The organism is Listeria sp. PSOL-1, from assembly GCF_902806445.1.
In the GTDB taxonomy this organism is placed as follows: Bacteria; Bacillota; Bacilli; order Lactobacillales; family Listeriaceae; genus Listeria.
The window spans coordinates 1,830,174-1,852,812 of sequence record NZ_LR760298.1 but is presented as its reverse complement, the minus strand read 5'-3'; the positions used below and the strand labels follow the sequence as shown (position 1 = coordinate 1,852,812).

Here is a 22,639-nt window from a genome sequence, read left to right as displayed (position 1 = left end):
TAGGGAAATCATGACTAAATTATCTAGGGAAGTTTTTAAAAAAGCAGCACTAGTAATGATTGATTTACAATCTGGTATTTTTGCGCGAAATCCAAATTTGGAGCCTTATACAGTTGAAGATATCATTAGGCGAAACGTTGACCTTGCGCAAGTTTTTTCTGAAAATAAACTTCCAGTAGCACTTGTAACTGTGGGTAGGCCTAATTTTACGGAGGAAGAAAGAGCAATTTTTAGCACGATTGTTCCAGAGCTTGAGGTTTTTTTGAAAACAGACAAGGTTGAAACATTTATGAAATACGAACCAAGCGCTATGTCAATTGTAGAATTGAAAGATTGGCTGCAAAAAGAAGGCGTTGAAACCATTTTTCTATCAGGTGTCGTTACTTCTAATGGAGTTGCAGCAACCGCAGATGATGCGCATCAAGCTGGTTATCAATTGATTATAATTGAGGATGCAATGAGTTCAAAGAGCTCAGCTGATCACTATCAATATATTGAACAGCATTTTCCTGAGTATGCGAAAATAGTAACGACAGAAGATGTTATTGAAAGCATTTAATTTTAAGATCAGTGAGTCTAGGAGAATCTCCGATGCTCACTGATTTTAATATATCCAAATTTATTTTACCTATTAATGCTAGTTTTTGTAGGAAAAAATTCAATAGATTAGATTGTAAATAAATTTAACAATAATGCGAAATATATCGATAAAAATATGTATTTATTTATAAAAAAGTTAAATATTTGTTTTAAAAAAGCTTAAAAGCCTTGGGATAGCTAGGTTTATAAAACCTGTAATCATTGACATTTAGGTGCTAACTTTATACAATAAAATTAAGAAGTAGAAATAAAGATAGCAAGGAATAAAAACAACGAGAGGAGCTAGTGATAGGTAAAAGGAGACAATATTTAACTTTAAAACGAGATCAATGAAAAATAAAATCTTTGGATGCTATAAAAAATAAACGAGGGATTTATAATTTGTCGTATTATTCGGTTGGCAGAACTTCTTTTGAAAGAACAATAAGGTTTTTTTAAAAAAATAAATTGATTTTACAGACAATTTTAACTCGATTTTTAGTTATATTCTAAAAAGTTAATCCTTGCTCCTTTATAAACAGAGTCTACTTCGTTTGACTAAAAATTGGGCTTAAAAGACGCATCACATCCTAAAATAAGACAGATATCCTGTACACATTTATTTTGCATGTAGTAGCGTAGAGTAATAACAATGATAAAATGGAGGGAAATAACGATGAAAAAAGTAGCAGCAGTAATCTTAGTAGGAGTTTTAGCTTTGGGAGGCTTTTATGCTGTACCGGCTGAAACAGGGAAAAGTGCAAGTCAACATTCAACAAAGGCAGCAGGTTTAGATGCGACTGTAAAAGATTTTAAAGAGTTAAAAACAGCGCTTGAAGAAGATAATAATGTGACCAATATCTTTTTAGCGCAAGATATTTCACTTGATTCTGGAATCAAAATCAATCCAAAGAAACAAAGTGTCGTAATTAACGGGCAAGGAAATAAACTTACTGAAAAATCTAGAGGTGTTCATGGTACGATTTACGTCGATACTAATAATGCTGTCAAAGAAGTTTCATTAAAAAATATAAACATTGTTGGTAAAAACTTTTATGGACCTGTAAATGTTGATGATCATGTGAAAGGTGTAACTTTAAACTATGAAAACGTCAATTATGAAGGCCCACAATTAGTTCATAATGTACATGGCTTTGCTAATTTCTCTGGCGTATCTAAAGTGAAAATTGCTGAAGTATTACCAGATACTGATAGAGCTCAAGAATTTGTAGAAGGGTTAGGCGTGCAAATTGGAGGCAAGCTAGACGTTGAACATAAAGGGACAGTAGATAGCACATTTTGGTTTGGTTTAGGTAACGATTCAACACCTTATCTAAAAATAAAAGATAATGCAGATGTGTCCTTTGATGTTGCTTATGATACATTATTTTATGTAGATAACAGTGTAGCTCGTCCGCTTGATATTACTGTAGGCGAAAAAGCTAAATTGAAAGTAAACACAACAAGAGAGCTATTCCGTCTGGGCCATGCTGGTAGCTTCGAATTGTTACCTAACTCTACAACAAATATCGCACGTACAACAGCTAAAAACTCAAACCCAACATTAAAAATCCGTGGGGTAGTTCATCCAAGTTCTGGAGCAGTATTTAACATTAACCATGCACCAGAAACGAAAGCAGATATGATAAGCGGGATTTGATTTATTAAAAAAAGTAAATGATTATTCAAAAAACAAGTTTTCAAAAATCAGCATTTTGATTTTTGAAAGCTTGTTTTTTTGTAAGCTAAAAATTGATCGCGAGACACAAAGATTACCAATTAAAAACGTCTAAAAAACCAACCACTCAAACCTAAAAGTGCAAACCCGGCAAAAAGGATGCCAGTATCGCTAGAATCGCCTGTTTGTGGAAGTATGGGTTCGATGCGAACGATTAATTTTTGCCCAACATAAACTTTTTCTGTGTTTAAATGATTCCATTTTACAATTTGTGTTGTTGTTGTTTTAAAAGCTTGGGCGATAATGTTTAGTGTATCGCCTTTGTGTACGGTATAGTAATATATTTTTTGATCATCTTCAATAACGGTATCAGTTGGGGGCTCTTCTCCAGTTATGATGGCTTCTGCAGCAGAAAGACCTGGCACATCTTCGTTTTGATCTTCATCATGGGAATGCGTTGCTGGCTCAGCTGCAAGAGGAGGCGAGGGGTGACTTTCTCCTCGACCGTGTCCACCATGAATGTAATCATTGACGGTTGCATTGCGTGATTCTGGTTTAATATTATCGGAATGGAGCGTTGCATTGTTGCGGTAGCTAAAGTGATTACCGTCTATTTTTGTTTGATAAGTGATGACGACAGATTGATCAATAAGCGTACCTAAATGAAGTTGAAAGGCTTGATTGTTTACTGTTACTGTTTCATCTTTTTCGGAAATTGTTTTTTTATTTGCATTGCGATATTTGATGTGAACAGGATTAATTAATTTATGTCCTGCGCCAAGCGTGTCTACTAAATAAGCATTATCAATTTCAACTAGGGCATTGTTTACTGTTACCGTCCAGTTGATTAAGTATGGATTTTTACTATCTATACGCCCAGATTTATGGACTAAAGTTGGATTTTGGCCATTCCCACCGTTAGAATTTGTATTTTTGATAAGGACGTTTTTAACATCATAGCCACCATTTACTGGTAGTGAAATTTTATTTTCTTGATCTAGTTTAATTTTTGTTTGATCAAAAGTTGTCCAAAAAAATAAGGTTCCATGGATATTTGTATGGGTTTCAACAAAATCTGTGAAAGTGATGGTAACTTTTCCAGTTGCTTGGTCTGGGGTAACAGTTGCTACTACATTTCCGTTTTCATCTTGTAGTGAAAAAGGTGTTGAATTGGCCAATTTAAGCTGTTCAGGAAGCTGAAGTGTCATTGTTTCACCACTGTGTACTTGTTGATTAATTGCCCAATTATAACTTACCTTAACGCGATCTGTTTTTTTGAACGTATTTGTTTCTTTCCCGGCGTTGTTTTGTAAACTAACCATATTGAAAAATTCTGAACCATAATCTGTTGCTGCTTTTGCTGAAACATCAGGTAGTAGAATCATTGCTAGTGTGAGGATCATAGTTAGAAAAAGCGTAAAACCTTTTTTCATTTCAAATTCCCTCCTACTTAAATAACTGCTTTTATAGTAACAAAATTTTATAAGAAAGTATAAAAATGTGTTTATTGTTTTTTGGATGCTTGTTTCCTGTTTTAAAATGTAAAATTTATTTATATTAAATTGATCGCTTATATCTCTTTTTTTAGGATAAAAAGCCCAATTTATCTTAAAGCAACAGTTGCTCATTTTTAACGAATCATGTATGATAAATAGTAACGAAAAATTCATTTGTATGGTTTAGAAAGGAAAATATGAAAAATTTAATTATAATAGGCGATGGTGGGCATAGTAAAGTTGTGCAAAGCATTATAAAAGCTGCGGATAAATATAATATAATTGAAATCTGGGATGATAAATATACGGAATCTTTTTGCGAGCAAAATATCGTCTATAAGCAGATTGATGGAAAAAGTCCATATTTAACAGATCAAACAACTTTATTTTTTATCGCAATCGGGGATAATAACGTGCGTCACCAAAAAGTTCAATTCCTAGGTTGCCCTGAGAATAAGTATGCCATTATTATGCACCCTTCTGCTACGGTTGATCAAAGTGTGGAGCTTTATCCAGGAACGTTAATCATGGCTGGAGCAGTTGTACAATATGGTTCTTGTTTAAGTAGTCAAGTGATTGTTAACACAAGAGCAGTTGTTGAACATGATTGTAAGCTGGGCCGTTTTGCTCACGTGGCACCGAATGCTACGCTTACTGGCGGATCGCAAGTTGGCAATTTAAGTTTTATTGGTGCTGGAAGTGTTTTACTACCGCAAATTAAAGTCGCTGATCAAGTGATAGTTGGCGCTGGAAGTGTAGTGACAAAGGATGTGGAAGCAGGAAGTGTGGTCATGGGAAATCCTGCAAAAGTTAAGTAAAAGAAAAAAATTAAATTCTTTGTTTTTCAGGAATTAGCACCTGGCAAACGAAGAATTTTTTATTTGTTTATTAACTTTCTAGCTAATTATAGCTGAAAAAGATGGAGTTTTTATGAAATTTTTCAAAGAAAATAGTGGCAAGTCAACTCGCCACTGCTTCGGTCAACTACGCTTTTTTAAGTAAAGAGCTGTTACAAGGAGGCCAAGGCCTATACTCTCTGGATGATGGCGATCTCCAGTTTTAGGGAGTTGGGTAAATGTTGGCTTTTTTTTAAATGACGCTGTGGTAACTTTGTTTGTTGTTGGGCGTTTAGCTGTAGCATTTTTGCCATTATACGAATACTCAGCGATCGCACTAATTTCTTCCTGTTCTAGATCGATACTTTGGATATAAACGAGCTGCTTTTTTTTCAAAGGTTTTCTTTTTAAGTTAAGATGAAAGTTCCCATTATCAGTGGCAAGCGTTTTGGCTAGCAGTTTTTCACTCTTAGCATGAATAACAGCAACGACAGTATTAGGGCGGGTTTTACCATAGATGTTAGTAGCTGTAGATTTGGCTTTGTCAATTGTTGGGGCAGAATAATTAAATTCCAAATCCAGAAAGTCTGTCTCGTCTATCACTTCATAGTTGAGTGTTATCTCTGTTTCATTCCCTGATTTATCACGAACAATGATATCTACTGAGAATTTGCCGACTTTAGATGTATCAAGATGTGGTTCTCGATGAGCAAAGAAGATATCATAGTTATCTGAATTGTCGCTTACATTAACAAATTCGCCGGCATACCTTTCTTCGCCTAAGCTGAGAATATTTACTTTATCAATCAGTTTGATCTTAGGTTTTTGTGTATCTTGGACAGCATAGTTCACTGTGATTTCTTCAGATCTTGTCGCATTAATTGCTAGAATAGTCACGTTTTGTCTTCCTAATGAAGAGACGATTGGTTTTGTTTTGAAAGTTAATTTTACACCCGCTTCAGCGTTAACAAAAAGAGCTGGATTTACTTTGGTCTTGATTTCTATTCTTAGGTTTGTTTTGGCTGTAGCTAGCGGTTTAGCTTCTTGATTTTGTAGTTTGGCTGTGGCTGTGGTTTTGTTTGCTTTTTCCGGCTCTGGAAGTTCTTGTGAGATAGTGTTCGTTTTTTCGCCAGAATTTGTGGTTTCTGCAAAAACAGATGTTGGAAGTACAAGGCTTACAGACAAAACTAGAGAACTGCACAACATTTTTGAAATATTCTTCATTTGATTCTCTCCCTTTTCAATAGCGTATTAATTAAAACGCTTTCAAAATGATTTAAAAAAATAAAGTGCTGTACCTTAAAGTATAGCATATTTTTCGTAAGAGGGAGTTTGTTAATCCAACATTTTCATTTGAACAAACTCCCGTACGCTATTAAGTAGCCAGATGGATTTGGCTTTTTTTAGGTCAGTAGTTGTTATTATTTTTTCTTGTAAACGCTTTGTTTTAAGCAATTCTTGCCGAAAGACTCCAGGTAAAATTCCAACTGAAAGAGGTGGAGTGAAGTAGTCGCCATCTTGTTCGATCATAATATTTCCATTTATAAATTCAGTTATTTCACCACGTGTATTAAAAAGCAATGTTTCATCAGTATGTGATTTACGGCAGGATTCGTAGAAATCTCTTTTTGTAGTTTTGTGTGCTAAAAATTGGTGCTCAGCTATAGGATGATCAGCAAGTTCAAAGCTTTGCACATCATTTTTTGAAGCAATAGGATTTACATTAAGCTGTAAACTTCCATCTTTGGATAACACACTACGGAGTTTGAAACAATTGGTTGGGTGTTTTTTGGCTATCTTTTCCCAAGCTGTTTGAATCTCATGCTCTGAAAAATGAAAATTAAAATGCTGAGCACTTTTCTTCAAGCGTTGGTTGTGCAAGGATTGGCGCTTAATTTCACCATTTTCTAAACGCATGCTTTCGATTAAGCCAAACTCAGGGAAGGCATTATTTAGGACAGCTTTTTTAGCGTGTACTTCTTGATATTCTTTATTTGCGGTGGAGTCCCAGACAATTCCTCCACCAACGCCATACGTAACAGTTTGTTTTCTTTTATCAGCTATAAGTGTCCGAATAGGCACGCTAAAGATCATCTCATCATTAGGTGTAATATAGCCAATGGCACCGCAATAAACTTCACGAGGGCTTGTTTCTAAATCTTTAATCACATTCATTGTACTGATTTTTGGAGCGCCAGTAATCGAACCGCACGGGAAAAGCGCTTGAAAATACTTAAATAATGAAATCTCTTTTTTTATCGTAGCACGAATAGTAGATGTCATTTGCCAAACCGTTGGATAAGCTTCAAGCTCACAAAGTTTGGTGACTTTCACGCTTCCGGGAACAGCAATTCGTCCTAAATCATTTCTCAGTAAGTCAACGATCATGACGTTTTCAGCGCGGTTTTTTGGATCATTTTGCAACCAGTGAAAGTATTCATTGTCTTCTTGTTCAGTTTGTCCGCGTGTCGCTGTACCTTTCATTGGGCGAACGGTTATTTCACGTTGGCTTGCTTTGAAAAATAACTCTGGGGAAGCTGATAAAATTTGATAGTCATCTAAGTCGAGCAAGGCCGAATATGGAACATCACTGATTTGTTTTAATTGCTGATAATAGCCCGCCCAATTAGCATGGCTGGGATACTCTGTGTTTAAGCGGATCGTGTAGTTTACTTGGTAGGTATTTCCACAGGCAATTTGTTGCTTTATCTCATTTATGGCAGTTTGATAATCAGCAAAAGTGGTATCAAATTGAAATGAAAAAGGGTAGCTATCAGCAGGAAGATTTATTCCGCTCTCATAACGGTCATAAATGCCAAACCAGACAAGTGGTAAACTTGTATTTTCGTATGTTTTCATTTTTATATTAAAAGCAGGAGCGGCTTCGTAGCTAACATAACCAGCGATATATTTGCCTGATGCCTTTGCTGCTTCGGCTCGGGCGAAAATGGCTGGAATTTCTGCAAGTGAATGTGTTTGTAAAATCTCAATTGGTTTAGTGAAACGCTTTGAAATACCTTCAAAATCAAATTGTAACAGGCTCATTATCTGTTTCTCCCTTCAGCAAATTGTAAAAAATTAGCTAAGATTTGATGGCCATAGGTTGAAAGGATCGCTTCTGGATGAAATTGAACGCTCATAATTGGTAAAAAACGGTGTTCTAATGCCATGATCAACTGGTTATCTGTTTCTGCAGTAATCAATAAATTATTAGGTAATGTTTCACGTGGAACAATAAGCGAATGATAGCGCGTGACGGTAATTTTTTTGGGGATATCTTGGAATAATTTGCTAGGATAAGTCATCACTTCACTTGTTTTACCGTGAAATGGGGCAGGTGCTTTGATTATCTTTCCACCAAAATGATAAGCGATGATCTGGTGACCTAAGCAAATTCCAAGGATTGGCATATCAGTAGGAATTTTAGCTAAAAAGGCAAGCGTTTCTTTTTTCGTTTCAGGAGAACCGGGCCCTGGGGATAAAACAATGCCTTTATAATATGAAAAGTTCGTAATATGAGCGAGTTTTTCAGGATAAACAACGTCAACATTCGTCCCTAGCTCTAAAAAATATTGATAGAGGTTGTACGTAAAAGAATCATGATGGTCAATTAATAAAATCATTTTGTGAAATCCCCCTTTTAACCTACTTATTTCTTTTATAGCAGATAATCTTTATTTTAACAAGCTTAGCAAAAAATGCTTGTCAAATGTGGCAACATAAGTTAGAATACAAGTAATTAAACAAAGGAAAGCGTTGATGAGAACTAGTAATAAAGAGATCTTTCTAAAAGAGAGCAGATGGGTGGTGCGAATCTGCGAAAGAGCTTTATGAATCCATCTTGGAGTGAATAGTGACGAAGCTATTCCGGTTAGAGCCGTTAAATCAAAATGAAGCTGGAGACCCTTAGTGGTCTCAATTTAGGGTGGCAACGCGGTTAACTTCCGTCCCTTCTCTACAAAAGAGAAGAGGCGGGAGTTTTTTAATTTATAAAGGAGGAAGAAATTATGTTAGATGTTAAATTACTAAGAAATCAGTTTGAAGAAGTAAAAGCTAAGCTCACTCATCGTGGGGAAGATTTAGGTGAGTTTGAGAAATTTGGTGAGCTTGATAAACGGAGAAGAACATTGATTTTAGAATCAGAAAACTTAAAAAGCGAGCGGAATGAAGTTTCAGCCGAAATTGCAGAGCTTAAAAGAAATAAACAAAGTGCAGAGGCAAAAATTGAAGAAATGCGCGTTGTTGGCGATAAAATTAAGGCGCTTGATTTAGAATTAAAAGAAATTGATGAAAAACTAGAGCAAATTTTGATGTCAATTCCAAATATTCCGCATGAATCGACGCCAATAGGTGATTCTGAAGATGATAATATTGAGATTCGCAAATGGGGAGAAGTTCGTCATTTTGACTTTGAGCCAAAACCACATTGGGATTTAGGAAAAGCGCTTGATATTTTAGATTTTGAGAACGCTGCTAAAGTTACTGGCAGTCGCTTTGTTTTCTATAAAAAGTTGGGTGCACGGTTAGAGCGTGCCTTGCTCAATTTCATGATGGATTTACATGCGACAGAACATCAGTATGAAGAAATGTTACCTCCTTATCTAGTAAATCGCACAAGTATGACAGGAACAGGACAATTACCTAAATTTGAAGAAGATGCTTTTCTTATTGAAAAAGAAGATTATTTCTTAATTCCAACAGCGGAAGTCCCAGTAACAAATTATCATCGTGATGACATTTTAAAAGCAGAAGACTTGCCGCGTAAATATACTGCGTTTAGTGCGTGTTTTCGTTCTGAGGCGGGTTCAGCTGGTCGAGATACGCGTGGATTAATCAGACAGCATCAATTCAATAAAGTCGAATTAGTCCAGTTTGTTAAGCCAGAAGAATCTTATCAAGCGCTAGAAGCATTAACAGCTAACGCTGAAGAAGTCTTACGCCGCTTAGAACTTCCTTATCGTGTACTTAGTATGTGTACGGCTGATTTAGGCTTTACCGCAGCAAAAAAATACGACTTAGAGGTATGGATACCAAGTTACGGCGCGTATCGCGAAATTTCTTCATGTAGTAATTTTGAAGCTTTCCAAGCACGGAGAGCCAATATTCGTTTTCGTAGAGAAGCCAATGCAAAACCTGAGTATGTCCACACATTAAATGGTTCTGGACTTGCCATTGGGCGGACGGTAGCTGCGATCTTGGAAAATTATCAAGAAGAAGATGGCTCAGTGCAAATTCCAAAAGTGCTTCAACCTTACATGGGGGGCATTAAACGTGTGACTGCGGCATACGCAAAATAAATCGGTGACAAGTGTTCGCATTGAAGAAGTTTGCCAGACTTCCGGTTCTCACGTACAGTCGTACGCTCCGCTTCCGGATTCTGGCAAACTTCTTTAATACAAACGCTTTCGCTCGATTTGTTGTGTTCGAAATGTAGAACCTACGCTTTACAAGCTCTTGACTATTCGACTGTTAATGCTTCGATTGGATCTAATTTGGCTGCTTTTCGGCTTGGGGCTAAGGCTGCAAGTAGGTTAATGATGATGTTGATGACCACGCCAAATATGGCATGTCCAAGTGAAATTTGGATAATGTTATACGTGATATGTTCATAGCTGATCGGGTTAACAAGGGCTTGGGTAACAACTGCGCCAATAACTCCTAAAATAGAGCTGAAAAGTCCCAAAAAGAAAGCTTCTGATACAAATAGATAGCGAATATCTTTTCTTCTAGCGCCAAGTGCTCGTAAAATACCAATCTCTTTCGTTCGCTCAGAAACAGAGATATACAATACAACGATCACCATAATAGCAGAAACAAGAAGGGAAATGCCAGCGATTGCTGCTAAAACATAGACAGCTAGGTTAATATAAAGCGTGACGGTATCTAGAATTGCACCAACTCCTGTAATGGAATATTTTGCGTTCTTGCCTTCTTTAATATCCTTGATTTTATTTTGAACAGTTTTTACATTGGTGGTTTTATCAACTGAGATATTAATAAAGTTAGGTGTCAGTGTTAGGTTATTCGCCTTATACATTGATTCTAGTGTGGCATAGGAAATGGCTGAGCTACCTTGTTCATCTGAAATACCTGAAATGGTGAGTTCTGTAGAGATAATTTGGGGAACGTTATCAGAGTCTAAGGCCTGTAGCGATAATTTAACTTTTTTGCCAATTAATTTTTTATAATTTTTGTCGAGTTCTTTGGCTTTACCTTTTTCTAAAAGGATTTCGTTTTTCCTCGGCGACTTGCCTATTTTAATATCATTTTGTTTTACGCTGTCTGTAAGTGTTTGGAAAGTGGGCGTTTGCGTTTTGTTTTTTTCATAATTGAAAGTTGCTCCGCTGACGAACATTCCTTTTTGGACATTTTTAACGTGAGCTACTTTTTTAAGTTCATTCAAATCTTGATTGGCTATTTTTTCAGAAGGCTTTGGTTGCTGAGTATTTTCTGCTTTTTTCATGACTTGGAAAGAATTTGGATTCACCAATTCACCAATTTGTTGATTAATATAACCGTTTCCTCCCGAGCCTAAAGCTAACATCAAAATCACCGAAAAAATACCAATCGCTCCGCCTAAAGTGATAAGGAGATTTCTTTTAATATTGTACATAATATGGTTCCATGCCATTTTAATAAGGTTTGGAAAGGAAAGTGGTTTACTAATTGTTTTTTTTGGCTTTTTGATCGGATAAGGTTTTCGTAGTCTTTCTTCTTCTTCAACCTCTCCATCAGCGAGACGAACAATATAAGTCCCGTAATTCGCCACGTCCTTTGAATGCGTAACGACGATAACTAATTTTCCAGATTTAGCAATCTTTTTTAAAATCTCTAAGACTTCTTTCGTATTTTGAGCATCGAGTGCGCCTGTTGGTTCATCTGCAATAATAATCGTAGGATCATGCGCTAAAGCTCGGGCAATTGCTACACGCTGTTTTTGTCCGCCTGAGAGTTGATTAGGGTGTTTTTCCATATGTGCTTCCAAGCCGACTTGTTTTAATAAATCAGTTGCTTGTTTTATTTGTTCTTCTTTCGTTAGGTTTGTCATTTTTAGAGAAATTAACACGTTATCTAGTACATTAAGATAATTGATTAAGTTGAAAGATTGAAAAATGAAGCCAATGGTATTGCGGCGATACGCATCAAGTTCTTTTTCGGAGCTTTCTTTGATATTTTGGCCGCTTATGATAACTTCTCCTGAATATTTATTGTCTAACCCGCCAATGATATTCATTAATGTGGATTTACCACCACCAGATTCTCCTAAAATAGAAACAAATTCTCCATGTCCAATTTGTAAATTAACACCCTTTAGCACTGGGAATTCTTCTTTATTTAGATAATATGACTTTTGGATGTTATTTAATTTTAAGAAAGCAGGTTTATCTTGTTTGGAAAGAAAATTCGTTATTTTTTGGATAAGCCACTTGCCTTTTTTGACTGGGAAATTATGATCTCCAGCAACAAAGTTTAACTGAGAATGGGGGATGAGTTCTTTTAAGCGCTTGCCTGTTTGAGCAAATGATGAACGAGTCCCGTATAAAAGCAACACGGGTTTTTTGATCGCGCTAATTTTTTCTTCTGTCAGTAGTTGTTGGCTTGTTGAAATCGCTTCCTCTAAATGACCTTGTTGTAAGATTTTATCAATCTTTTTCTCTGCTCGTTCTGTTGATTTGTTGTTTATAGGGATTTTTGTTGATTTTTTATAGGTTTGAAGCATTTCTTTGCTGTTCAGCGTTAAGTTTTTAAAAAAGTCTTCATTGAAAAGAGGGGCGTCAATTAATGTTAGTGACTTTACTCGTGTTGGATAAGTTATCGCTGCATATAAAGCAGTTGCTGCTCCGTAGCTATAACCGATGAGTTCTGCACTGTTGACATGATAAAAGTCCATGATTTTGATCAGTTCTTCAGAAAGCGCTGCAATCGAAAACCCTTCTTCATTCCATTCACTCATGCCATGGCCTCTTAAATCATATAAAATAACGCGTTTTTTTTTGGCTAATTCTGGACCAATTGTCATGTAGTAAAGGGATAAGTTTGTAAAAAGCCCATGCAGCATAATGACAGTTTCTTCTCCAGATGGATTTAATTCTACAGTATGAATTTGTTTTCCTTTTATCTCAATATAATCCATTGTTTTCTCCTTGTATTTTTTCTAGTTGCTTACAGAAATGAATACTTTTTTTAGAATAAACGGAAGAGCTCAGTAAAAATGGCGAGCTCTTTCGTTTATTTTTAAGTCATGGTAGGGAGAAGAATCATGCTATTGATGGTCGATAATAAATGTTACAACATCTCCCACTGACATATTGATAATTTTTTTCATTGATTTTTTAGCAATCCATTCGACAAATTTTTTGTTCATATCATATTCTTTTTTTACCATTTCTGCAAAAGCAATAATTTGAATACTGTCCATTTCGAGATCTTGAACAAAGCGGCTGGACTCAGAGATTTCCACAAATTCCGCTACATCTTCTCCCAAAACGTCCACGATAAATGATGTTAGTTTTGCAAATACGGCTTGTTCATTTAAATTGTCCATCCCACTACGTACGCTCCTTCAATAATAGACGTTTGAATACAATCGTCATTTACGTATAATTGGTTATTTTCGACCTTTGTGACTTCGAACTTTTGTGGGTTTCCTTTTAATCCTGTTCCTGCTTTTTTAGCGCTTGCTTCTTTGGCTACCCAGAACCGAATGTAGTCTTCTGGCTGGTTACCTAGTTCATGAAGTAGGGCCCGTTCACTTTCGGTAAATGCTACTTTCAAGAAATCAGTATTTTTTGCTTCGATGCGTTCAATATCAATACCAATGACGTGATCTGCTACCATAGCTACGCCGATATTCTCTTTATGAGCCAATGAAACGTGGCATTCGTTTGCTTTCTCTTTACTATGTTCATGAATCGTTACGAAAGGTTTTCCTTGGTCATCATGGTCAGAAAAGATTTCGATTGGATAAAGCATCTTTTCTTTATCCTCTGCGATATAATGGCGCACGGCATCTTTTAAAGCAATTCGACTGATAAGAAACTGGCGCTGTAGTTTTGCAGATGTTAAAGCGTCGGATGTTTTTCGGTCTTTATCATTTAAATATCTTTTAGCAAGTAAGCCTAAAATGTTTTCTTGGTTTGTGTTGTTGAAAATGAATATCCCAGGTGCTAGTTGTTCTGCGAGTAGATTTTTTTGTGGTTTCAAGATAACGTACCAGACAGGCAATTGATTCTCAAACCGTTGACAAACAAAATCTTTTGCGACAGACCAGATTTTTCCTTCGCGTTTTAAAACCATATTTCCGGCGATGATAGATTCATTCATTCGTGTAATTTGCAAAGTATGTTCAAATAAACCTTGTTGATCAAATATGTCTTCATATAATGTCATTTCTTTTAACCGAACGGGGAAAGAAATCGTATTTTTCTTCGCCGTTAAATGTAAGAAGAGGCCAAGTTGTTGCCCCATAATATCAAGTAGAGAGCCTTTTCCTTCTTTTTTTTCAGCAAGGGTTTGCATCCCTTTTGAACATACTTTTAGTACTTCTTTACAAGAATGATACTTGGGTCCATGGAATGAAAATAAATCATAGAATTTTTCACTGGTATATGGTTCCATGATACTTTCACCAATATCGATTGCATGAAGATACTCTTTTGGTGGAGCTGACCATTGATCTGCAAAGACAAATTCTGCTTTTGCATAGGAACCAAGCCCTAGGAAGAGTGTGTCTTCTGATAACCATTTGCCTTTTACTTTTTCATCAAATGGTTTTTCTAAGCCGATCCATTGGTAAGCGGCGACGTTTTGGATTTTTACTAACTTTTTATCTGGCATTCGTTTTTTAGCGATCTCTGCTAATAATTCGATGGTCATGGTAAATGGTACTACAAGGTTTAAATCTTCTTGTTTATCCCACCACTCTGGTTGGCGCACGATAGAATGATCTACAAGGTAAGGGTGATCTTTAAATTGGAGTGTGAGTTGTTCTTCAAAAGGTGCTAGATCTTTTCCTTTTTTGTAATGAATCAGTGACTTCGTAGCGTTTTCTTTTCCAATGATCGTTTGTAATCGTTGTTCGAATAATTTTTCCATTTCTTGTTGAACTTTCACTGCGTCACGAATGTTATCGTCTACCATGGCTGAAATAGATGTTTTAGCGCTCTTCTTTTTAGAAAAACCAGCTTCTCCATACCTTTTCGTTACGGCTTCTTTTAATTCTTTCAAATCAGTGATAAATTCTGGTGCGCCCCGTGGAATGACAAGCAAATTATTATCTACTTGATATAAAGGTTTTACGCCTAAGAAAGCAGGGTCTACTTCTTTTCCTTCAATGAAGAGTAGCGCCTGGACTCTGCGAAGTTGATCTGCGCCGTCGCGAGTACTCACGTTTGCTTCTATTGTGCCAAACTCTTTGTCTTTTAAAATATCTTCTGCAAAATTGGTTAATGGGCCTCTCCCGATTTGGATGAAGACTCGTGCCTTTTCTTGTTCGTATAATTTTTCAATTAACCCACGGAAGTAGACCGGTTTAAATAGTTGCTCGGAAACTAATGCAGCATATTTTTCTTTTTCATGTGGCACGCGTTCGAGAGTGGTGGGGGACCAGACAGGGACTTTCCCTTCTTTTACTTCTACATATTCTAAGAACTCTCGGCTTTTGCTCATGCTTTTTGCAATGAGTGGAGTATGCCATCCTCCGCCAAAAGGCATTTTTGTATAAAAAATCTTTTGTTCATCAAGATAGGAACATAGCTTTTCTGCAGCTTCGTTTGTTCCGCTAAACATGACTTGGTTAGGGCAATTATCATTACTTAAGTAAAGATCTGGTATTTCAGCACACCATTTTTGTGTTTTCTCTAAACTAATGCCACTTACAGCAATAAGAGGATATTCAACGAGTTCGTCCCAATCCTGCATGATTTCGATCATTTTATTGCCGTTTCCTTCTGTCATTTGTGCATGTCGTACAGCTTGCCACTCACCGATGCTATGTCCTAAATACATATCTGCTTCAATCTTTAATTTATCAAGCGCTTGCTTTGTCAAGGAATTAGTAAAATCAGCGCGAATCGCAGCTTTGTCTTCTTCTTTATTGATATCTAGCGTATTAACTAGCTCTTCCATATAAGGAAGGTCGAAACTATTGCTTAAGGAATCTGTTTCACTTTCCCATTCTGGAGTAAATCCTGGGAACATAAAAGCAATCTTTCCACCGTTTGCTAGCATTGGTTTATTGCTATACCAAATATCAAAACGTCCACGCCAAGGTTTTTCTTTTTCAATGATCGAAAGGGCTTGTTTGATTTTCTTTTCTGTAGGTTCGAATAGGACAAGTCGATAATCGCCGCCTGTATTCGTATAATCGCCTTTTTTGATCTTCTCTATTAACTGTTCATTGCTTTTAGCGGAAATCATTAATGCTTCGCTGAAATAAGGTTTCTTTTTCTGCTGTTTTGAATTTATTGGTTCTTCATAAGCTGTAAGAATTGCATGGGCATTAATTCCACCAAAACCAAAGGCATTAACACCAGCGATAAGTGGTAGCTCATTTGCTTTCCAATCAATCGCTTCTTGTGGTGGCATGAAACGTGATTCAAACATTTCAGGTAATGGTTTTTCGCAGTGTAAAGTGGGTGGTATTTTTTTATGATAAAGGGAAAGGGCGGTTTTGATGATTCCAATCATTCCAGCAGCTGGCATAGAATGGCCGATGTTAGATTTAACAGAGCCTACATAAGCTTTCTTTTGAGTGTTATCGCCAAAGAATGTTTTTAATGTGGCAATTTCTGTTTTATCACCCACAATGGTAGCTGTACCATGCGCTTCTATATAACCTAATTCTTCTGGATTCATTCCCGCTTTTTTCCATGCTTTTTCTAAAACTCTTACTTGGCCTTCAACGGATGTAACCGTTACATGAGAACCAGCGCCATCACTACAAACAGCTGATTCTTTGAGTACTGCATAAATTCTGTCGCCATCTTCTTGTGCTTTTTTTAATGTTTTTAAAACAATAAATCCTCCGCCTTGGCCAATAAGTAGGCCATCTGCATCTTTGCTAAATGGAGCAATGACTTGTTTCCTGGACATCGCTCCAAGCATATCGAAGGCTCCCCAGAACATCGCGCTATGTCCACTGTGCATTCCTCCAGCAACCGCAATATCGCACTCGCCGCTGCGGAGTAAGGCCATTGAATGGTTAATTGCAACAATTCCGCTTGCACAAGCTGCATCAATCGTATATGCAGGTCCTTGCATGTCGAATTTATTTGCTACAAGTGAAGCTACCAAGTTAGGCATGGTACCAATAGCCATATCAGGTTGATAGCGGCCTTGTTTACTTTGATAGGCATCTTTTACTTTTTCCAAATCCTCATCAGTTAATTCGGGCAATGTGGACTTAAGAAGGGTGGTGAACTGTCTAGCCATCCGAACAATTTCAAGGCTGCGAAGGGGAACTACTCCTGAAAAATTCCCTTTTCCAATAATGATACTTCCTTTTTTAAGGGAAATTTCTTTCTCAAATACACCTGCATCGGCAAGAGCTTGTTCAGCTCCTGCCATTGATATAAGCTGATCAGGCTCGATTCCATCAGCTGCTACAGGTAAGATCCCGTATCGTAGTGGATCTACTTTAAATGCTTTGCTAAAACCGCCTCGTTTACAATAAAAACGGTCAATTCCATTAGGCGTTCCTTCAAAATGATAAGGGTCAATGACATCACTGGGAGCGTCTGTGATAAAATCTTTTCCCTGGGAGATTCCTTGCCAAAATTCTTCCACGCTATCTCCCGCTGGAGAAAAGACAGACATACCAACGATTGCAATATCTTGATCTGTTGTCTTTTTCTTAGACATGTATTTTCTCCTTTATCAATATTGTTTCAATGAAATGAGCCATATTTTCTTCCTCTCCAGCAATGGCTAGGACCCGTGCATTTTTTCCATAGAGGATTTCGTTGACAAAAAAGTCGCCGCCTTTATCTAATTCGATGAAGCTGATTCCTTTTTTGCGAAACTCATTTTCTAATCCTGCATCTACCATTCCTGCGCCTTTCCAAGGACCCCAGTTAAATGATTTGATAACTAAGGATGGGTTAGCCGCTTGGAAGTTTGTGATTGCCATATCCATAGCGCTGTTTCCAGAAGAATAATCACATTGTCCGGCATTACCAAATGCAGAGGACATCGAACTAAATAGCACTAATAATTTTAATTCCGTTGCTAGTTCATCCATGATTACTTGTAGTGGTAATACCTTTGTATCATAAACACGCTCAAAAGAAGTGAGCTCTTTGTTTTTGAATAATTTATCTTCTAAAATACCTGCTGCATGAATCAAGCCTTCAATTTTGCCAGATTCTTCTTTGACATTTGCTATCAAGTCTCGAAGTTCTTCTTGGTTTGTGACATCTGCTTTTTTATACGTTGCTTTTCCGCCATTTTTTTCGATTAAAGCCATCGCAGAAGCAATTTGTTTTGTTTTAAAAATTTCTTTTGTTTTTAATTCGATTTCTTTTGGTTGTTTCATGCCTTCTACGGTGATTAAATGCTGTCGAATTTCTTCGATGGTTTCTAAATCTTTTTGCGCTTCATTTATTCCATTAAATTCTGTTCTTCCAACTAATACGTAGTGACATGGGTATTTAAGAGCAAGTTTTGCGACTAGGTGAGGAGTTATACCTTGGGCACCGCCAAGTACTAAAACAACAGATTCCTGTTTTAATGTCACGAGTGTTTCGGTTGCTTCTTCCTCTTTTGATGTTATTTTTGGAACCACTTTGAAGCGTTCATTTGCTTCGTAAACAATTTCTGGATAAGTGTCTTCAGTGCATAATTCTTGTAGGATGATTTGGCTTAATTGTTCATTGTTTAAAGCATTCATTAGTGTGATTGAACAAAAGCTAACATCAGGATGTTCATGAACAAGTGCCTTAATAAAGCCAGTGAAACCTTCAGGGACTTCTTTACTTTCTTTGCTTAATGTATCATCAAGTGTAATAACCCATTCTAAGTTATTCATGTCAGCTTGTTTTAACAAATTGAATATTTGTTTTGCGCTTGTTTGCTCTTTATTTTCAATAGAATGAAGCATAATTAAACCGTTACTTTTAGCGAGATCCACTTTTTCCACTAAATCAGCCTTAGCTCCATGTTGGTTCAATGTCTCGATAACTTTTGCTCCTAGTGCTTTGTTTCCTGTAGCTATTGCTAATGTTTTGTCTTTGATGTGCGCACTTTCTATTTCAAGGATAGGGCTTGATACTTTTTCTAAAATCATCCGCACGACTTCATTTGATAACATATCCGTTTCTTTTTCAGTAGAAGTCAAATGGTCTAGAGCGGCTGCGCCTTCAAATTCTGCGGAACTTGAGGATGAAACAGTACCTTCAGAAACAGCTTTTCCAATTTCTTCTATCCAAGAAACAAGATCTCTAAATTTCTTAATCGAAATCATTTTTTCAAAGAAGGCATCCATTCCATCTTCATTTTCAGGTAGGGAAACACGCTCTCCTAATGCACCGACAATTTCCATTTTCTTGATGCTATCAATACTTAAATCGGCTTCTAGGTCCATGTCTAGGTCTAGCATTTCCATAGGATAGCCTGTTTTTTCACTAACAATTTCTAAAATGATCGTTGCAATTTCTTCAGAGGACAGGCTTGCAATCTCTGGAAGTCCATTTGCTTCTTCAACGGGTGCTGTTTCTGTATGTTCTATCAAGTTTTCATTTGTATCTAACACTTCAGGAGTGTTGTTGTAAGCAAATTGTCTGCGTTCTGTTGCTGTGCGGGGGGCAATTTCTGGACTTCCTAGATACCCTAGCATAACGTCTCTTTGGTCTTGAATCATGGCATTCATATTATCTAAATAGGCCATAACAATATTTTCAGGAGATCCCGTTTCTGAGTGATTTTTTCTTAAGCTGTGAAGTGAAAGGAGCTCGCCGTTTACTTGTTTGCCAGCATGAGCAGGTAATTCTCCTTTTTCTGGTGTTGCTGCTTTACCATCTACATTCCATACAGTTGCATTCTTTTTATATTTTTCCGGTTTTTCTAAATCAATCAACGTGACCTTCCTCCCTTTATACATATTTTCCATATTGATTGTTCGACCTGTTGCAATATACTTAGCCAAAGTTTGTAGGAAATAAGTGACACCATCTTCATTAGCACGTTCAACTTGAAGAGAAACGAACTCTTCTTTAGCCAGTGTTTGATTCACTAAGCTGGTAAGCGTACCTCCTGGACCAACTTCAATGAAAATACGTGCGCCGTCTTCGTACATTGCTTCCACTTCTTCAACAAAGCGGACAGGCTTTACGACATGTTCAGCTAGGCGTTTTCGAATGGCGGAAGTGTCCTTAGGATATACCTTAGAAGTAGTATTGGACCACACTGGTAAATTGGCTTTTTTAAACCTAACATTACTTAGGGCTTCGGCAAAATAATCTTGAGCCTTAGCTAATAGCGGGCTATGGAATGCGCAAGAAACATTAATTTCTGTGTATGAAAGGTTCAGTTCCTCAGCTTTTTTAATAAATGATTTCATTCCTTCTTGGCTTGCTGCGATAACGGTTTGTTGTGGGGAATTATAGTTCACTGCCCAAACTTCTTTTAGTCCTGCAATGATGTTTTCCATCGTTTCTTTATCCGTACGAACAGCCGCCATTTTTCCAGCATCCTCTGAAACTGAAGATAGGATAGCTGTTGCACGCTTTTCGCTTAATTGAAGGAGGTGATCTGTATCAAATACTCCTGCAAAACTTAATGCTGGAAGTTCGCCATAACTATGCCCGGCAACCATATCTGGTTGGATGCCAAATGAAGTCAATAACTGTGCAATCGCTGTGTCAACAATTCCAAGAAGAGGTTGCGCATTTTTGGTATCCTTTATTTTTTCTTGTTGAGTACGCTTTTCTTCTGGTGTGAAAGCTTGATCGGAAAACAAGATTTTTTCATAGCGTTCATTTCCTTTTAAAAGACGACGCAATTGCGGGAATACCATGAATAGATCTGCCGCCATATTGATGCGTTGGCTTCCTTGTCCAGAAAACATAAAGGCAATTTTGCCATCTATTTTCGTTCGTTTCTGAATACTTTCATCTGTTTTTCCTTCTTTAGCCATATTGATGCGAAGGAGGAGTTCTTCCCTTGTCTTAGCCACAATAACGTATTGAATGGTTTTCTCTTGACTATATTTAGAAATAGAGTAAGCAATATCTCTAAGCTTTAATTTATCGTTCATTGTGTAAAGCGCTTGGACTTTTTCCATTAATTCAACCGCTTCTTCGGGCGTTTCACCTGCAAAAACAAATAATTCAGAAGGCCAGTGCTCAATCGGAGTATCGATTATTTCTGTGTCATAGTTTTGAATAATCGTATGGAAATTTGTTCCCCCAAATCCAAATCCACTGATTCCTGCGATACGACGTTCTTCATTCCAGAAACTAGGCTTTTCAGTCCGGAAAGAAAACGGACTATGAGGAAAATAAGCTGCATTTGGCTGACGTAAATGAAGCGTTGGCGGGAATATGCCATAACGTACACTGTTAACAGCTTTCATTAATCCTGCTACACCGGCTGCACATTTTGTATGTCCGATTTGGGATTTTACCGAACCTAATTTAATACTGCCAGGCTTTGAACCATTATCTAAAAAGACATCTGTTAGTGCGTTTAATTCGATTTGGTCTCCAACGGCTGTTCCAGTACCATGTGCTTCGATTAGTCCAACGTCTAAAGGATTAACTCCAGCTTTTTCGTAAGCTTGTTCTAAAGCTTTTACTTGCCCTCTGCGACTTGGTGCTGTGAGGCCTAGGCTTTTACCATCGCTACTTCCACCAATTCCTTTAATGACAGCTAAAATTTTATTTCCGTCTCGTTTTGCGTCTTCCAAACGTTTTAAGACAACGACACCCACACCTTCTCCAAGTGCAATACCATCTGCGCTTTCATCAAAAGTAGCGCAACGACCTTTTTTAGATAAGGCAAAAGTACTGGAAAACATTAAAAAGTCATAGATGCTATTATGTAAGTCGGCTCCACCTAAAATGACCATATTAGCTTTTTCTGTTGTTAGCTCGGATAATGCAATATCTAAAGCGGCTAGTGAAGAAGCACATGCAGCATCTACTGTAAAATTACGTCCGCCCGTGTTCAAACGATTGGAAATTCTTCCTGCAATGACATTTGACAGCACGCCAGGGAAAGAATCTTCAGTCAGTCTTGGTAAAATTTCCTTTGCTTCTTCTGGTAATTCACCAAGCAATTGTTGTAATCCAGCTCGAGAACCATAAGAAGTTGCTAATTCTCCGGCACCTTGCGCACCAAATATCACAGAAGTTTCTTCAAAATTGTCCTCATCTAAATTGGTGTAACCAGCATCCTCCAATGCTCGCTTGGTAACAACAAGGCTTAATAATTGGACTGGTTCAATTGCTGCGAGAGATTGAGGGGTGATACCGAACTCTAACGCATCAAAATCATTTTTTCCTAAGAAACCGCCCCATTTAGAAACGACATGGTCTGTATCTTTTGTTTCCGGATCATAAAACATTTCTTTAGACCAGCGCTCATCAGGAATTTCTGTTATACAATCTCTGCCAAAAACAATATTGCTCCAATATTCTTCTTTATCTTCTGCACCTGGGAAAATACCAGCCATACCTACAATAGCAACATCAACAGATTTAGACTCTTGTGTTGTTTTTTCTGGGATAGCGATTTTAGCGGTCAGTTCTTTACTGCCTTGACTAATCATTTGATGTATTTCTTTGATAGAGCGTATTTTTTCACTAAAAGAAGTAATGGCTCCAGTCATAAATAGCCCGCTTTCAAGCTGTTCTTTTGTTGTTAACTGGATGAGTTCATTTTCTTTGCGCTCGATACCTTTTGCAGCAATTCGGAGTCTTCCTAGATTTAATTCTTCTAATTTAAGGAGTAATTCTCCTGAATCCAATTTTTCAGCAATCATCCTTGCTTTTTCTGCATTGAAAAAGTCTGTAAAAGTGGAGGGGACGCAACGAGTATCTTGTCCTTTACCA

Annotated in this window: 11 protein-coding genes, 1 pseudogene and 1 other annotated feature; of the genes and pseudogenes, 4 read left to right on the top strand and 8 right to left on the bottom strand. The window is 37.2% G+C overall.

Annotated elements, in window-relative coordinates; translation table 11 throughout:
* Window positions 1–10: 10 nt before the first annotated feature.
* The gene (locus G6Q10_RS08970; RefSeq protein ID WP_163655252.1) at window positions 11–559 is read left to right on the top strand and encodes a cysteine hydrolase family protein; all 549 of its coding nucleotides are present in this window, start codon (window positions 11–13) and stop codon (window positions 557–559) included.
* Between the two features lie 696 nt (window positions 560–1,255).
* Window positions 1,256–2,239, top strand: coding sequence for a pectate lyase-like adhesive domain-containing protein (locus tag G6Q10_RS08965; RefSeq protein WP_163655250.1), 984 nt, complete (start codon window positions 1,256–1,258; stop codon window positions 2,237–2,239).
* Between the two features lie 119 nt (window positions 2,240–2,358).
* Here the strand turns inward: G6Q10_RS08965 and G6Q10_RS08960 are convergent, their stop codons facing one another.
* A complete protein-coding gene (locus tag G6Q10_RS08960) occupies window positions 2,359–3,690 on the bottom strand; it encodes an Ig-like domain-containing protein (protein WP_163655248.1) in 1,332 nt (443 codons plus the stop codon).
* 260 nt (window positions 3,691–3,950) lie between these two features.
* Here G6Q10_RS08960 and G6Q10_RS08955 point away from each other — a divergent pair, with 260 nt between their 5' ends.
* Window positions 3,951–4,571, top strand: coding sequence for an acetyltransferase (locus tag G6Q10_RS08955; protein WP_163655246.1), 621 nt, complete (start codon window positions 3,951–3,953; stop codon window positions 4,569–4,571).
* Window positions 4,572–4,733: 162 nt separating this feature from the next.
* Here G6Q10_RS08955 and G6Q10_RS08950 read toward each other — a convergent pair whose 3' ends face one another.
* The 3 genes from G6Q10_RS08950 to G6Q10_RS08940 all read right to left on the bottom strand — a co-directional run bounded on the left by G6Q10_RS08950 (window position 4,734) and on the right by G6Q10_RS08940 (window position 8,212).
* Entirely contained in the window at window positions 4,734–5,813 is a 1,080-nt protein-coding gene (locus tag G6Q10_RS08950) for a cell wall anchor protein (protein WP_163655244.1), read from the bottom strand.
* A 111-nt stretch (window positions 5,814–5,924) separates the two neighbouring features.
* Window positions 5,925–7,634, bottom strand: a complete 1,710-nt coding sequence (gene pabB / locus G6Q10_RS08945; RefSeq protein ID WP_163655242.1) for an aminodeoxychorismate synthase component I — start codon at window positions 7,632–7,634, stop codon at window positions 5,925–5,927.
* Window positions 7,634–8,212 carry an anthranilate synthase component II gene (locus G6Q10_RS08940; protein ID WP_163655240.1) on the bottom strand — a complete coding sequence of 193 codons (579 nt, stop codon included), beginning with the start codon at window positions 8,210–8,212 and terminating at the stop codon, window positions 7,634–7,636. Before G6Q10_RS08940 ends, pabB begins: the two co-directional genes overlap by 1 nt.
* 124 nt (window positions 8,213–8,336) lie before the next feature.
* Window positions 8,337–8,544: a binding site (T-box leader), on the top strand.
* Between the two features lie 52 nt (window positions 8,545–8,596).
* On the opposite strand from G6Q10_RS08940, the gene serS reads away from it, so the two are divergent.
* On the top strand, window positions 8,597–9,886 hold the full coding sequence (serS, locus tag G6Q10_RS08935) for a serine--tRNA ligase (protein WP_163655238.1): 1,290 nt from the start codon (window positions 8,597–8,599) through the stop codon (window positions 9,884–9,886).
* 161 nt (window positions 9,887–10,047) lie between these two features.
* On the opposite strand, the gene G6Q10_RS08930 is transcribed toward serS, so the two are convergent.
* The 4 genes and pseudogenes from G6Q10_RS08930 to G6Q10_RS08915 all read right to left on the bottom strand — a co-directional run.
* Window positions 10,048–12,723: an alpha/beta fold hydrolase gene (locus G6Q10_RS08930; protein ID WP_163655236.1), complete on the bottom strand. Its 2,676-nt coding sequence runs from the start codon at window positions 12,721–12,723 to the stop codon at window positions 10,048–10,050.
* A gap of 129 nt (window positions 12,724–12,852) precedes the next feature.
* The gene (locus G6Q10_RS08925) at window positions 12,853–13,134 is read right to left on the bottom strand and encodes an acyl carrier protein (RefSeq protein ID WP_163655234.1); all 282 of its coding nucleotides are present in this window, start codon (window positions 13,132–13,134) and stop codon (window positions 12,853–12,855) included.
* Entirely contained in the window at window positions 13,122–17,450 is a 4,329-nt protein-coding gene (locus G6Q10_RS08920) for a type I polyketide synthase (protein ID WP_163655232.1), read from the bottom strand. Before G6Q10_RS08920 ends, G6Q10_RS08925 begins: the two co-directional genes overlap by 13 nt.
* Before the next feature lie 208 nt (window positions 17,451–17,658).
* A pseudogene (locus G6Q10_RS08915) lies at window positions 17,659–22,266 on the bottom strand (SDR family NAD(P)-dependent oxidoreductase); the annotation flags it as partial.
* Between the last annotated feature and the right edge of the window lie 373 nt (window positions 22,267–22,639).